Annotated in this window: 11 protein-coding genes, 1 tRNA gene and 1 pseudogene; 10 read left to right on the forward strand and 3 right to left on the reverse strand. The window is 48.4% G+C overall.

Annotated features, from left to right (window positions below; all coding sequences use genetic code 11):
* Positions 1 to 262 precede the first annotated feature (262 nt).
* From rpsU to rpoD, 3 genes are all read left to right on the forward strand, one after another.
* The gene (rpsU, locus tag WH298_RS06775; protein WP_008103436.1) at positions 263 to 478 is read left to right on the forward strand and encodes a 30S ribosomal protein S21; all 216 of its coding nucleotides are present in this window, start codon (positions 263 to 265) and stop codon (positions 476 to 478) included.
* 118 nt (positions 479 to 596) lie between these two features.
* Positions 597 to 2342: a DNA primase gene (dnaG, locus tag WH298_RS06780; protein ID WP_180822521.1), complete on the forward strand. Its 1746-nt coding sequence runs from the start codon at positions 597 to 599 to the stop codon at positions 2340 to 2342.
* Positions 2343 to 2722: 380 nt separating this feature from the next.
* The gene (gene rpoD, locus WH298_RS06785) at positions 2723 to 4564 is read left to right on the forward strand and encodes an RNA polymerase sigma factor RpoD (RefSeq protein ID WP_009127647.1); all 1842 of its coding nucleotides are present in this window, start codon (positions 2723 to 2725) and stop codon (positions 4562 to 4564) included.
* A 62-nt stretch (positions 4565 to 4626) separates the two neighbouring features.
* On the opposite strand, the gene mug is transcribed toward rpoD, so the two are convergent.
* A complete protein-coding gene (gene mug / locus WH298_RS06790) occupies positions 4627 to 5142 on the reverse strand; it encodes a G/U mismatch-specific DNA glycosylase (protein ID WP_009127646.1) in 516 nt (171 codons plus the stop codon).
* Entirely contained in the window at positions 5139 to 5726 is a 588-nt protein-coding gene (locus WH298_RS06795; RefSeq protein WP_180822522.1) for a TetR/AcrR family transcriptional regulator, read from the reverse strand. The genes mug and WH298_RS06795 overlap by 4 nt, the downstream gene beginning before the upstream one ends.
* A gap of 135 nt (positions 5727 to 5861) precedes the next feature.
* Between WH298_RS06795 and WH298_RS06800 the strand changes: the two genes are divergently transcribed.
* From WH298_RS06800 to WH298_RS06820, 5 genes are all read left to right on the forward strand, one after another.
* A complete protein-coding gene (locus WH298_RS06800) occupies positions 5862 to 6644 on the forward strand; it encodes an SDR family NAD(P)-dependent oxidoreductase (RefSeq protein ID WP_180822523.1) in 783 nt (260 codons plus the stop codon).
* Positions 6645 to 6833: 189 nt separating this feature from the next.
* A tRNA-Ile gene (locus WH298_RS06805) sits at positions 6834 to 6909 on the forward strand.
* Between the two features lie 236 nt (positions 6910 to 7145).
* Complete coding sequence (locus WH298_RS06810) at positions 7146 to 8180, forward strand: hypothetical protein (RefSeq protein WP_180822524.1); 1035 nt, start codon at positions 7146 to 7148, stop codon at positions 8178 to 8180.
* Positions 8181 to 8259: 79 nt separating this feature from the next.
* Entirely contained in the window at positions 8260 to 9075 is an 816-nt protein-coding gene (locus WH298_RS06815) for a hypothetical protein (protein ID WP_180822525.1), read from the forward strand.
* 920 nt (positions 9076 to 9995) lie between these two features.
* Positions 9996 to 10553 (forward strand): serine acetyltransferase, encoded by a 558-nt coding sequence (locus WH298_RS06820; RefSeq protein WP_180822526.1) that lies wholly within the window; start codon positions 9996 to 9998, stop codon positions 10551 to 10553.
* A gap of 4 nt (positions 10554 to 10557) precedes the next feature.
* Here WH298_RS06820 and WH298_RS06825 read toward each other — a convergent pair.
* Positions 10558 to 11570 (reverse strand): annotated as a pseudogene (locus tag WH298_RS06825) (hypothetical protein); the annotation flags it as partial.
* Between the two features lie 86 nt (positions 11571 to 11656).
* Here WH298_RS06825 and istA point away from each other — a divergent pair.
* Positions 11657 to 12676 (forward strand): IS21 family transposase, encoded by a 1020-nt coding sequence (gene istA, locus WH298_RS06830; RefSeq protein WP_238344418.1) that lies wholly within the window; start codon positions 11657 to 11659, stop codon positions 12674 to 12676.
* The gene (gene istB / locus WH298_RS06835) at positions 12676 to 13455 is read left to right on the forward strand and encodes an IS21-like element helper ATPase IstB (RefSeq protein WP_180822527.1); all 780 of its coding nucleotides are present in this window, start codon (positions 12676 to 12678) and stop codon (positions 13453 to 13455) included. Before istA ends, istB begins: the two co-directional genes overlap by 1 nt.
* The last annotated feature ends 395 nt before the right edge of the window (positions 13456 to 13850 follow it).

Below are 13850 nucleotides of genomic sequence, written 5' to 3' on the forward strand. Positions count from 1 at the left end.
TTGCGGCGCGCAGTGTAGCACAGGCAAATCACACCCCAGAGACTTTGGCCAGGAAAAAGTGTTTTTCTGTCGCATAAAGAGTGCGCTATACTCCACGGCCTGAAAAAACCGGCAGCCGCGATGACAAATGCCCCTGTTGGTTCTAAATTATACATGGTGCTTTACAAGTCAGCCGCGGCTGGAGTAAAATGCTGCACCATTTTGAAATGTGCTGGCGCCGCAGTCAGCAGCAAAAACCGAATTTTATCGAGGTAAGAGTTACATGCCGGTAATTAAAGTACGTGAAAACGAGCCGTTCGACGTAGCACTGCGTCGCTTCAAGCGTTCATGCGAGAAAGCAGGTGTTTTGGCAGAAGTTCGTAGCCGTGAGTTCTACGAGAAGCCTACCACTGAGCGTAAGCGCGCTAAAGCATCTGCAGTTAAGCGTCACGCCAAGAAACTGGCTCGCGAAAACGCACGCCGCACTCGTCTGTACTAATTTCTTGCGGAAGTTCGCTTCCGCCGCGTGATAAACGCAGACAGAGTCAAGTAAAAGGCCGTGCTTTCCGAAAGGAAGCGCGGCTTGTTGTCGTTTATGAGCTGAAAAATCGGGGCTTATGGCTGGACGAATTCCACGCATATTTATCAACGACTTACTTGCCCGCACGGACATCGTGGATATTATCGATGCCCGCGTTAAGCTGAAAAAGCAGGGTAAGAATTATCACGCGTGCTGTCCTTTTCATAACGAAAAAACGCCCTCTTTCACCGTAAGCGGTGAGAAGCAGTTTTATTACTGCTTTGGCTGTGGTGCCAAGGGCAACGCCATCGATTTCCTGATGAATCACGATCGTCTGGAATTTGTTGAGAGCGTTGAGGAGCTGGCCACGCTTCACGGCTTAGAAGTGCCGTATGAAGCGGGCAACGGTCCTAGCCCGATGGAGCGCCATCAGCGTCAAAGTCTTTATCAGTTGCTGGAAGGCCTGAACGGCTTTTATCAACAGAGCCTGCGTAATCCGCAAGCGCAATCTGCCCAGAAATATCTCGCCACGCGCGGACTCAGCCAGGAAGTGATCGATCACTTTGCTATCGGCTATGCGCCCGCCGGCTGGGATAATGCACTGAAGCGTTTTGGTCAGCAAAAAGACGATCGCGAATCACTGATGGAAGCCGGCATGCTGGTCAGCAATGACTCAGGCCGCACCTATGATCGTTTCCGCGATCGCGTGATGTTCCCTATCCGCGATAAGCGCGGCCGCGTCATTGGTTTTGGTGGTCGCGTGCTGGGCAACGATACGCCGAAGTATCTGAACTCACCTGAAACACCGATTTTCCATAAAGGCCGCCAGTTATACGGACTTTATGAAGCGCAAAAAAATCATCCGCAGCCTGCGCGTTTGCTGGTTGTTGAAGGTTATATGGACGTGGTGGCGCTCGCGCAATTTGGCATCGATTATGCCGTAGCATCGCTGGGCACTTCGACTACCGCTGAGCACGTTCAGCTGCTGTACCGCTCAACGGATACCGTGATTTGCTGTTATGACGGCGACCGCGCCGGACGCGAAGCAGCATGGCGTACGCTCGAAACCGCATTGCCTTACATGAATGATGGTCGTCAGCTACGCTTTATGTTTTTGCCCGATGGCGAAGATCCGGACACGCTGGTACGCAAAGAGGGCAAAGAAGCCTTTGAAGCGCGGATGGAGCAGGCTACACCGCTCTCCACGTTTTTGTTCGACAGCCTGATGTCGCAGGTAGATTTGAGTACCCGCGATGGTAAGACCAAGCTGGCGACACTTGCGTTACCGCTGATTAGTCAGATTCCCGGTGAAACGCTGCGTATTTATATGCGCCAAACTCTGGGTAATAAACTCGGTATTCTTGACGATAACCAGTTAGACAAGCTGATGCCGAAGCTGGCCGAAAGTGGCGCGCTGCCCACTGCACCACCGCTGAAGCGTACCACCATGCGCGTGCTGATTGCGTTATTAGTGCAGAATCCACAGTTCGCCTCCATCGTACCGACGCTGGATGGACTGGAGCAGTCGAAAATGGCAGGTTTACCGCTATTTGTGGAGTTAGTCAGCCGTTGTACAGAGAATCCTGGCCTGACTACCGGACAGCTACTAGAGTTATATCGCGGGACAAATTTTAGCCAGCCCCTTGAAACACTGGCCACCTGGAACCACATGATAGTGGATGAAGAGGCGGAAGAAGTGTTCCAGGATTCACTGGCCAGCATTTATGATTCCGCGCTTGAACAGCGTCTTGAAGCGCTGATCGCCCGCGAGCGAACAGAAGGCTTAAGCGCCATCGAACGCCGCGAGTTCTGGGCTTTAAGCCAGGCATTAGCAAAAAAATAAGATTTTAACTCGGTCAGAACTGCAAGCACGTTAAAAACCGCATTCTGGCTCAGTCATTTCCGGATTATTAGACGCGATAAGCGAACCGGAAAACAAACAGCTCAAGATTTAGAGGCGTTAACGTCGCAGCCAGTTTCAGTGCTGCCAGCGCGCAGCACCCGGAGCGTACTGAAGTACGTGAGGATTGCGAGCACTGCCAGCGCTGAAAATGGCAAGTAAGTTAGCCTCGGAACGAACACAAGCGGCTTAAGTGCCGATTATATGAGGGCAAAGGCCCTGGCCGCGATGTAGGCAGCGGCAAAAACACAACGCCTTCACTGTTATAGTTGGCTCGCGCCGACCGACACCAATCTAATTAACAGAAGTGTGGATACCGTCTTATGGAGCAAAACCCGCAGTCACAGCTTAAGCTACTTGTCACCCGTGGTAAGGAGCAAGGCTATCTGACCTATGCTGAGGTCAATGACCATCTGCCGGAAGATATCGTCGACTCCGATCAGATCGAAGACATCATTCAGATGATTAATGACATGGGTATTCAGGTCGTTGAAGAAGCGCCTGATGCTGATGACCTGATCCTGAATGAAAACAGCTCCGATACTGACGAAGATGCTGCAGAAGCCGCCGCTCAGGTTTTATCCAGTGTTGAATCTGAAATTGGCCGTACCACCGACCCTGTGCGCATGTATATGCGTGAAATGGGTACCGTTGAACTGCTGACGCGTGAAGGCGAAATTGACATCGCTAAGCGCATCGAAGACGGTATCAACCAGGTTCAATGCTCTGTTGCCGAATATCCGGAAGCGATCACCTATTTGCTCGATCAGTACGATCGCGTAGAAGCGGGCGACTCTCGCCTGTCTGATTTAATCATCGGCTTTATCGATCCTAACGCCGAAGAAGATATTGCGCCGACCGCGACTCACGTTGGTTCTGAGTTATCGCAGGAAGATCGCGATGATGATGAAGAAGAAGACGAAGAGGATGACGACAGTTCTGATGATGACAACTCCATCGACCCAGAACTGGCTCGCGAGAAGTTTGGTGACCTGCGTACGCAGTACGAAACAACGCGTACCGTAATTAAAGCTAAAGGTCGCAGCCACGCAGACGCCGTCGCTGAAATCCAAAATCTGTCTGAAGTATTTAAGCAGTTCCGCTTGGTACCGAAGCAATTCGATTACCTGGTGAACAATATGCGTGAAATGATGGAGCGCGTGCGTACGCAAGAGCGCCTGATCATGAAGCTGTGTATTGAACTGTGCAAAATGCCGAAGAAGAACTTCATCACGCTGTTTACCGGCAATGAAACCAATCCAAGCTGGTTCAAAGCCGCGCTGGCCATGAATAAGCCTTGGTCGGAAAAACTGCTCGAAGTTGAAGATGATGTGAATCGTTCGCTGTACAAATTGCAGCAGATCGAAGAAGAAACCGGCTTGACTATCGAGCAGGTCAAAGACATTAACCGTCGCATGTCTATCGGCGAGGCCAAAGCGCGTCGTGCGAAGAAAGAGATGGTTGAAGCAAACTTGCGTCTGGTTATTTCTATCGCTAAGAAATACACCAACCGTGGTCTGCAGTTCCTCGATCTGATTCAGGAAGGCAACATCGGCCTGATGAAAGCGGTTGATAAGTTTGAATACCGTCGTGGTTATAAGTTCTCAACTTACGCCACCTGGTGGATTCGTCAGGCTATCACCCGTTCCATCGCTGACCAGGCACGTACCATCCGTATTCCGGTGCATATGATTGAGACCATCAACAAACTCAATCGTATCTCGCGTCAGATGCTGCAAGAGATGGGTCGTGAACCGACGCCTGAAGAGCTGGCCGAACGCATGCTGATGCCAGAAGATAAGATCCGCAAAGTGCTGAAAATCGCTAAAGAGCCTATCTCGATGGAGACGCCGATTGGTGATGATGAAGATTCGCATCTGGGCGATTTTATCGAAGACACCACGCTGGAGCTGCCGCTGGATTCCGCTACCTCGGAAAGCCTGCGCTCAGCCACCCACGATGTGCTGGCTGGCCTGACCGCGCGTGAAGCGAAAGTTCTGCGTATGCGTTTCGGTATCGATATGAACACCGACCACACGCTGGAAGAGGTAGGCAAACAGTTTGACGTAACGCGTGAGCGTATTCGTCAGATTGAAGCGAAGGCGCTGCGTAAACTGCGTCATCCAAGCCGCTCTGAAGTGCTGCGTAGCTTCCTCGACGATTAATCAGCATCGAGACGAAAAACCCCGGCTTGCCGGGGTTTTTTATTATCTGCAGAACCGCATTTTTACCTATTGCCCTGTAGCCAATCATGCAGCTGACGATAGGATGCCGCCATCTCTTCCAGCGTCGCACGATTTAGACCGCTGGGATTGGGCAACACCCATAATCGCGTCTTACCCAACATTTGCGGCTGCTCGCCCCACTCCACTTTGCGCTGACGAAACGCTTTCTGAAAGGCGTCCTTGCCCAATACCGCCAACGCGCGCGGTTGATAATGCAAAATCTTGTGCTGCAAACGCGAACCACCGTCACGTAACTCATCACCATCCAGTTCGTTGGCCTGCACCGTCGGACGCTCCACCAGCATGGTGATACCACAGCCGGTTTCCATTAGGCGCTGCTCCTGCTCGGGCTTAAGTAACTCCCGGGTGAATCCCGCCTGATAGATTACTTTCCAGAAGCGATTGCCAGGATGCGCGAAGTGATAACCGGTATGTGCTGATGATTTTCCCGGATTGATACCACAAAACAGCACCTGCAAATCGGGCGCGATGATATCGCGGATATCGTGCTCACTCATGGTGTCTCCACTCCGGCACGTTGTTTCACGGAACGACGGCTGAGCGCCAGCAAATTTCCTGCTTCCTTTTTATCAGCACAAGAACGAGCCAGCGCCACTGCCCCGACCATCTCAGTCAGAATCGTCGTTGCGGCGTCATCTGCTTGCGGGTGATTAAGCTCACGTAGCGTCTGCGCTAAACGCTGTCGCATCGCTGCACGCTGCTGAGAAAACAGCGTGCGCGCATCCAATGGCAGATGCGCCATTTCACTCACCAGCGCAGGTAGCGGGCAGCCTTCACCCGGCGAGTCACAATGCTGCTCTGACAGGTAGCTATCAATCAGCTGATTAAATCGTTCCAGTGGATCTTTTAGGGCAGTAATAGCAGCGAAGCGGCGGGCTGAATCGGCAAACATCTCTGCAATCACGGCTTGTACCAAATCCTCACGTGAAGTGAAATGCGCGTAAAAACCACCGTGCGTTAAGCCTACGCGCTTCATCAGCGCGGCTACGCCAATGCTTTCAGTACCGCTCTCGCGCATCACCACCGCTGCCTCATTCAAGATGCGCTGCCGCGTACGTGCTTTGTGGCTCAGCTTTTCCATCTCCACTTCCCTCACTCATCGCTTATGGCAATCAGTGTAATTATTACGATCATCATATTCCAGCTTGACGGTAAATATTATGATCGTCATATTAGCCTACGCAAATATGATAACCATCATCTCGAGGAACCTAACATGTCACAACAACTGGCTTTGATTACCGGCGCATCAAGTGGTATTGGCGCCACCTATGCCAAACAGCTAGCAGCACGCGGAAGCAACCTGATTCTGGTGGCACGCGATGAAGCCAGACTTAATCAATTGGCACGATCTCTGCGCGAGGCGCACGGCGTGGAGGTCAGCGTATTGACTGCAGACCTAACGCATCAGGATGATGTGCAAAAAGTCGTTCGGGAAATTCAGGAAAATAAGCTGATCACGCTACTGGTTAACAACGCTGGCATGACGGTAGAAGGCGAATTTGTTGATGGTGATATCGCAAAAATACAAACCATGCTGACCCTAAACATCGTTGCACTAACACAGCTGGCTCACAGTGCCGTGCAGGCCTTTCGAGCGCGCCATAACGGTACAATCGTGAATATTGCATCGGTATTAGCATTGGTAAATGAGTCTGCGAATGGCGCGTATAACGCCAGCAAAGCTTATGTCCTTTCCCTAACGCGCAATATGCATCGTGAATTAGCCGAAAGTGGCGTGCGTATGCAGGCTGTGTTGCCCGGTCTGACGCGTACCGAGATCTTCGAACGCGCGGGTAAATCTATCAATGACCTTCCCGCAGAAATGCTGATGGAGGTAGATGATTTAGTCTCAGCGGCCCTGCATGGACTTGATGCCGGCGAGCTAGTGACCATCCCATCAGTGGAAGACATGGGCCTTTGGCAGACTTACGATGACGCACGCCGCGCAATATTGCCTTTTATTTCATTGAACAAGCCAGCATCGCGTTATTTGTAGCAATGATGACCTTTTTAGTCAGCATGGTCTCAAAAAGCGATGATGATTGAGCGCTATATGCGCGTTAAAGCGGGCGATAATGGATTTTTCTTTTTGAGATCAAGGGCTCAGCCATTGCTGTAATTTTCGCCATCCAAATGGCGAACTCTGGATCACCCCAACAAGATACTCTATAATCCCCGCTCCGCTGGCCCCTTAGCTCAGTGGTTAGAGCAGGCGACTCATAATCGCTTGGTCGCTGGTTCAAACCCAGCAGGGGCCACCAAATTAAGTGATTTTAATCATGCAGTTAGGCCACCTATAAGGGTGGCTTTTTTGTTTTTTCATTCCAGTTTGTCGCAAAACTGTCGCACTGAGTTTGCCATACGTCATTGCTCAAATTTCCTGGCTAAATGTAGTAAATGCTGCATCTTGTTATCACAGCCCGCCTATTGAAGATTTTACTAATGTGCATTAAGTCGACATGTTATCCATAGGGTTTCAATCAAGGACTCTTTACTCATGAGTAATGCAAGCAATAATACTTTGGACGCAGCAAAACTTTTCGATAATGCCGTTATCTCAATTCAGCTTGGATTAGAGGATTTTCAAATATCTCAAAAAACAAAAGATGATGGAGGAAATCCCTCACGCGCGCTTTCTTCAGTTAGAAATCTTTATGCAGGGATGTTGCTCCTATTTAAGTATAAAATCGCAACTTCAGTAGACTCAGAGGAGGATGCCTACAAATTAATCTTTAATCCACCTCAAAAAGTGTTACCTCATCCTGACGGAGAAGGCGGCGTTGAATGGATACCTGTAGGTAAGTTTAAATCTACTACAATTGATACACAGGGTATAAAAGATCGGTTTAAGCAATTCGAAATTAATGTCAACTGGCCAGTAATTGATAAACTTCAAGATTGTCGTAATCATTTAGAGCATCTGCACCCCCAGAATACTCTAGGTGAGGTTGCAAGTTTTGTTGCTGATTTATTCCCTGTAATAAGAGACTTCATTACAAATGAGCTAAAAGCTTCACCAACTGAAATATTAGGTCAACATTGGGAAATAATGCTCAAACACCATGCATTCTTTCTTCAACAGCAAGAAGAAGCTTTAACTTCTTGGGATGATGCAGGCTTACCCTATGGTATGGTGGAATATTTAGCAGGCTGTATTTGTGAGGCATGTGGTTCCAAGCTAGTAAAAGCATGTAGCGAAAGTCTTGATGAAGGGCTTCAAGTTGAAAGTGACAATGATTTTAAATATGTATGTATAAGCTGCGCATGCAAAACAGACTTTAAACCCATCTTAATTAACTCCTTTGAGAACGCAAACTTCTATTGGATTCCTGATGGGGATGAACCTACATATGAAGATTGTATGTGTTGTGATAATGGAACATTTATAATTAGTGAGCAAGAGTGCAGGTGGTGCGGAGAGGGATTAGATTATAACCATTGCAAATTCTGTGGCGAATCACTTAATCAAGATGATCAAATCAACGATGGTTTGTGTGGTTACTGCAATTATAAATTTGAAAAAGACGACTAATTATTCAAATGTAGTACTTTCATTTAATTGAACCACGGCACTGGCAACGTTTATTATTATTAGATAAGAGGAAGTAATAGTGACATCACAAAATTGGATTGCAATTGTAGGACTATTGGCTGCAGTATTTTCAGCACTTGCCGCTGCTTTTGCTGTCATTCAATCGAAGTTGCAAAGAACAACTTTAACCAAACCACAATTAATCGTTGCTAGCATAAAAATCCCTGTTGTTAGCAAGTCTGATGAAATATTTTCAGTCTCACCTAAAGACCAAGACTCAATACATTTTTTCAAGGTTCCAATAAAAAATGTTGGCTTAGGAACTGCATTAAATTTGAAATATAGTTGGAATTTCGATTTTCGAAACGCTTTAAAAGCATGTGGATTCTCGGAAACAGACATTCATCCAGTGGAAGCATTTCATTCTTCCAGTCGCGAAGAGAGGCTAAATAAATCCGTATTTATGGAAGACGACAATAAACATGATATTTTCTACTTTTCTTTTTTTAATAAAAACACTTTCAAATCTTATTCAGTCAGGAAAGTATATTCTGGCCTTGAATATATAATACCAATTACTCAAGACGACACTCCATCAACTCTCTTATTGCCCTTTATCATCCCTATTCTAACGATCAACAAATTTGAGAGCCTTATGTCGATTACTGATATGATGCTAACAGAAATGGATGCTGGTATCCTTAAAATAGAATATGAGGATATCTCGGGATATAGGTTTACTATCAAATTCAACTGCAACATAAGCTTAACTAGATATACTAGTAATAGCGAGCGTGGATCTGAAGCTGTATATGAATTAAACCTTCATCGTATTCAAAATACACCTCATAGTAAAAACTGTTTAAAAGAATTATTTCAAAATTTCACTTTATAAAAAAGTGGTTTTAGTTTTTTGCAAACACTCGACTATAAGCAGGTTGCTTTTCCTAATGTACGAAGGCTGCCTGCTATGCTTCATCTTCATTAACAAATGGCTTCTCTGCAACTGGTAACCATCCACGCTGTCCGTTCTCAACCTTCTTGAATCTAACCTCGTGGCCAGAGCAAATATCTATTTTGCGGCCTCCATGCATCATTACAGATCGCATCGTGAGTAAGTTTTTCGCCACGTTTCATGAAAATAAATAGTGCACCATTGATCGAAATTCTTCGAATTTTGTCGCCCTCATTAAAATCTTGTAACTGTACATAATAACAGTATTTTTCATTCCTGTGTTTTTCAGTTGTGCCCGAATCGTTAAAATCTCCACAGCCCTTGTCCTGCCTGAAGTTTCTGGCAAAGCCTTTATTGCCGTCTGAGATCCACGCGATATCCAAAAGATTACTTAATCCCTTTAATTCCCTTTTAATTCAGACACATGTAATCATAGCTCGATCCAATTGAGATCCACAAAACTGAAAAGTACTGAAATTCTTTTCACTGTTTTCAGTTGGCGAACTCTTGCAAAAAGCCAGCAGCGGCGCGCTCTGGCGTACCGGTTTGTAGTAAAAATAAACTGAAAAATTTTTACGATCCAAATCTTGTAGGCGGGTGCGGTGTAGCGCCGATTTCGTCAGTGAGGCGATTATTTTGCTGAGCTGCTACGCAGCCAAATGCCTGTAGCTCATGCGATCTATTGAAGGAGGGAGATAGAGAGGCGCAACCCTAGCTGGCCTTAGAATCGATTCTGGAGAGCCTGACGAGGGCATGAAAAACAATGTAAATTCGCTCTCTTTCCAAAATGGGATCATTCCGAAAGTGTAAGGATTTCGTTATCATGCGCCGCAAATGGATTAGTCAGCGCTGGAGCTAGAATGGAATCGCACATTGAGCATTTGAAAGAGTGCCTTAAGCAGGAAGTGATGAAGTGTGACAGGCCGTTTTCATGGGTAAGCACGATTCATAGGGCTATTAAATGCCCTGACCGTAGACTGAATTTTTGGTGGCGGCTTGCCAACTATCTCTACGTAAGCGGCAAGAATCCGGGTTTAGCACGAAAACTAAATCGGCGATTACTGAAGAATTATGGAATTGAGATTCAGCTGGGTGCGCGTATCGGGAAGGGTCTGCGTATAGCGCATTCAGGCGGCATCAACATATCGCACATTGTTGTTGCCGGTGAGAACTTGCTGATTAGACAGAATACGACGATTGGCGCGAAGCTTGATGAAGTGAAAGAGAAGTGCATCCGAATTGGCGATAACGTGGATATTGGCGCAAACAGCTGCATAATCGGATCGGATTTAAGGATAGGCGATAACGTCACCATCGGTGCAATGTCATTTATAAACAAGGACATTCCTGATAACTGCACCGCCTATAACAAAAAAGTAATCTCAACGATTACGCTGCATCATAAGCAAGTCTCATAGCGCTTTACGCGCCAATAATCGGCGAGTATTTAGCATTCAACTCCGCAGCACGTACACCGCTTTGTGCAATGACGCTGCTGTTAGTTGGCTGCCCTACTGACGGATGTGTATGGCTGGCCAGTTGCTCTGCCAGCTGCTGCACCAGTACCACAGTATCGAGCATCAACGGAGCTACATTAATCTGCGGCGAACCAATCCAGACAACCGGCCAATGATTTCCTGCCGGGTTCCTGCAATGCTCTGCCGCAGTTGACCAATCTTTTCAACCAGCTCCGTTCCCACAGTGATCGCTGCTTTGCCTGTAATATCGGCTTCGCTGTCGCCGCCCACTGTAATCAGGTGATTCGCCCTGATGCCCACGCTGAAATCGCCCGTTGTGACCTGCTGAATGGCTCCGGCCAGCAGCGTGGCCGTTCCAATCACCGTGTTTTTATCCGTCGCTTTCACCGTGGTTTCACGGGTGATCAGCTCGCGCTTTTCGCTGTCCGCCGTCACCTCACGCGCCATTGATGTTTCACGGATCACCTGATCGGTTTTACGCTCCCAATCCCCTGCCTGCGTGACGCGCTGCGAAACTTCCTCACGCTGCTGCTGTAGCTGCTCACCTGCCTTAAAGTCCGGCAAGCTGGTTCCATCTGGTACGGTCTGGCGAACAAACGGCTTATCCGGCCTGCCCCCCTTAAATCCCACCTCTACCAGCGTGCCTTCTGGCGGAAACTGAAACATGCCGGAATCGTTACTCGCCATTGGCACGGGTAACGACACAGCAGGACAAACCGGCGTCGTGCCGTCGGGTTTACCGTCTGCATCAAGCAGCTGGAGATCAACGTCATAACGCGGCCTGAACGGGTTAGCGAAATTACAGCTTTTAACCGCTTCGCTCGGCGCAACCACGCACGCAAACTTGGCCAGGTGTAAGCCGTTGGCCAGCTCAGGAAAATGGCTCTCCATCTGGCGCTGCATGGGCGTTTTTTGCAACGGCTCGCCCGTGGTGCGGTTTCGTGGCGTCCATGTGATGTGTCACTAACGGTGCAAAAGTGATCCACTCTAACGGTTGAAAACTGATCCAGGAGTTAATCTGCTCTCCTGAATAAGGAGAGCCTATGATCACTTTTGAGAGTCGTATGGAAATAAAGATCCTTCATAAGCGCGGCATGAGTTGCCGTGCCATCGCAAAAGAGCTGGGTTTATCGCGCAATAACGTTCGCCGGCATTCAATGGCGAAGTCTGAACCTCCTGTTTATTCATCTCGTCCTTCTGCCAGCTCCGTTCTTGACGAGTACCGTCAGTACATACAGCAGCGCGTTCGTGAAGCTCATCCCCACAAAATTCCTGCCACCGTTATTGGCCGTGAAATATGCGAACAGGGATATCAGGGGGGCATGACGATCCTGAGGCAATATATCTGCACACTTGTCACACCTGAAGCTCCCGAACCGGTTATCCGCTTTGAAACCGCTCCGGGCCATCAGATGCAGGTCGACTGGGGAACAATGCGTAATGGCAAAATGCCATTACACGTTTTTGTTGCTGTACTGGGTTACAGCCGGATGCTCTACATCGAATTCACCAGCAACATGGCCTATGACACGATGAAAAACTGCCATCGCAACGCCTTTCGCTTTTTTGGCGGCGTGCCGCAGGAAATCCTTTATGACCACATGAAAACTTTCGTGCTGGAGCGGGATGCCTATCAGCCTGGCGGACACCGGTTCAATCCGTCACTCTGGCAGTTCGGAAAAGAAATGGCTTCTCTCCCTGGCTGTGTAAGCTATACCGGGCCCAGACCAAGGGCAAAGTTGAGCGGATGGCAATATACCCGCAACAGCTTTTACATCCCGCTGATGACGCGGCTCAGGCCCATGGACATCGTTGTTGACGTTGAGACAGCGAACCGACATGGACTGCGCTGGTTATACGATGTGGCGAACCAGCGCATACACGAAACCATTAAAGTCCGCCCCTGCGACCGCTGGAACGATGAACAGCAGGCGATGCTGGCGCTCCCGCCGGAGAAAAAACAGTATGACGTACAGGTTCGAGATAGCCTGACAACGTTCGACACGCATCCTCTTCATCATCCACTGTCGACCTACGACTTCTTCAGTCGGGGAGTTGCGTGATGGTTGAGTTGCAGCATCAACGACTGATGTCCCTGGCAGAGCAGCTCCAGCTGGACAGCCTTATCAGCGCCGCGCCGGTACTGTCGCAGCAGGCGGTCAAGCAGGAGTGGAGTTATATGGACTTCCTGGAGCACCTGCTGCACGAGGAAAAACTGGCGAGACATCAGCGTAAACAGGCAATGTATACGCGCATGGCAGCCTTCCCGGCAGTGAAAACCTTCGAGGAGCATGACTTTACCTTCGCAACGGGAGCCCCCCAGAAACAGCTTCAGTCGCTGCGCTCACTGAGCTTTATAGAACGCAATGAGAATGTCGTGCTTTTCGGCCCATCGGGCGTGGGGAAAACGCATCTGGCTATCGCGATGGGCTATGAAGCTGTGCGAGCGGGCATCAAAGTTCGCTTTACGACAGCCGCAGATCTGCGGCTCCAGTTGTCAACGGCGCAAAGACAGGGACGTTACAAAAATACGCTGCATCGTGGTGTGATGGCCCCGAAGCTGCTCATTATAGATGCAATAGGTTACCTGCCGTTCAGCCTGGAAGAAGCCAAACTGTTCTTCCAGGTTATCGCGAAACGCTATGAGAAGAGTGCAATGATCCTGACCTCAAATCTGCCGTTCGGACAATGGGATCAGACGTTCGCTGGAGATGCAGCAATGGTATCAGCAATGCTTGATCGCATCTTACATCACTCACATGTTGTGCAAATAAAAGGAGAGAGTTATCGGTTGAAGCAGAAAAGGAAAGCCGGAGTAATAGCTGAGGCTAATCCTGAGTAAAACGGTGGATCAATATTGGACCGTTAGTGTTGGTGAAAAGTGGATCACTTATAAACCGTTATTGACAATAAAGCCCCCAACTACTTAGCTTATGAAGAATATGTCGCCATAATTAAACTTATAAATGGGTGCTCATACGCACAAGATACCGTTTAATTTTGAAGGCGACCGATATATTGCGGTTGTTTATTCTCCGGGTTGAGCTCATACGCACAAGTGCAAAGCGAAACTCACCGCAACATCCCCAATGATCAGTCGGAGGATTATCGCGCGAATGCGGTATTCAAGATATAAGTGCAAATTTGTCATCAGGTAGGAGTATTTTAGATGATGTTGACGAATAGAATCTTAGCTCCATCACGAGTGAGATAGAGATCTTGACCCGAGCAGCTCAC

This window comes from Pantoea nemavictus, from assembly GCF_037479095.1.
Taxonomy (GTDB): domain Bacteria; phylum Pseudomonadota; class Gammaproteobacteria; order Enterobacterales; family Enterobacteriaceae; genus Pantoea; species Pantoea nemavictus.

Excerpts from the sequence above, each read along its gene's own strand:
- istA (WP_238344418.1), top strand. The coding sequence starts at position 11,657 with ATGATCACTTTTGAGAGTCGTATGGAAATAAAGATCCTTCATAAGCGC.
- dnaG (WP_180822521.1), top strand. The coding sequence starts at position 597 with ATGGCTGGACGAATTCCACGCATATTTATCAACGACTTACTTGCCCGC.
- WH298_RS06800 (WP_180822523.1), top strand. The coding sequence starts at position 5,862 with ATGTCACAACAACTGGCTTTGATTACCGGCGCATCAAGTGGTATTGGC.
- mug (WP_009127646.1), bottom strand. The coding sequence starts at position 5,142 with ATGAGTGAGCACGATATCCGCGATATCATCGCGCCCGATTTGCAGGTG.
- WH298_RS06810 (WP_180822524.1), top strand. The coding sequence starts at position 7,146 with ATGAGTAATGCAAGCAATAATACTTTGGACGCAGCAAAACTTTTCGAT.
- WH298_RS06795 (WP_180822522.1), bottom strand. The coding sequence starts at position 5,726 with ATGGAAAAGCTGAGCCACAAAGCACGTACGCGGCAGCGCATCTTGAAT.
- istB (WP_180822527.1), top strand. The coding sequence starts at position 12,676 with ATGGTTGAGTTGCAGCATCAACGACTGATGTCCCTGGCAGAGCAGCTC.
- rpoD (WP_009127647.1), top strand. The coding sequence starts at position 2,723 with ATGGAGCAAAACCCGCAGTCACAGCTTAAGCTACTTGTCACCCGTGGT.
- rpsU (WP_008103436.1), top strand. The coding sequence starts at position 263 with ATGCCGGTAATTAAAGTACGTGAAAACGAGCCGTTCGACGTAGCACTG.
- WH298_RS06820 (WP_180822526.1), top strand. The coding sequence starts at position 9,996 with ATGGAATCGCACATTGAGCATTTGAAAGAGTGCCTTAAGCAGGAAGTG.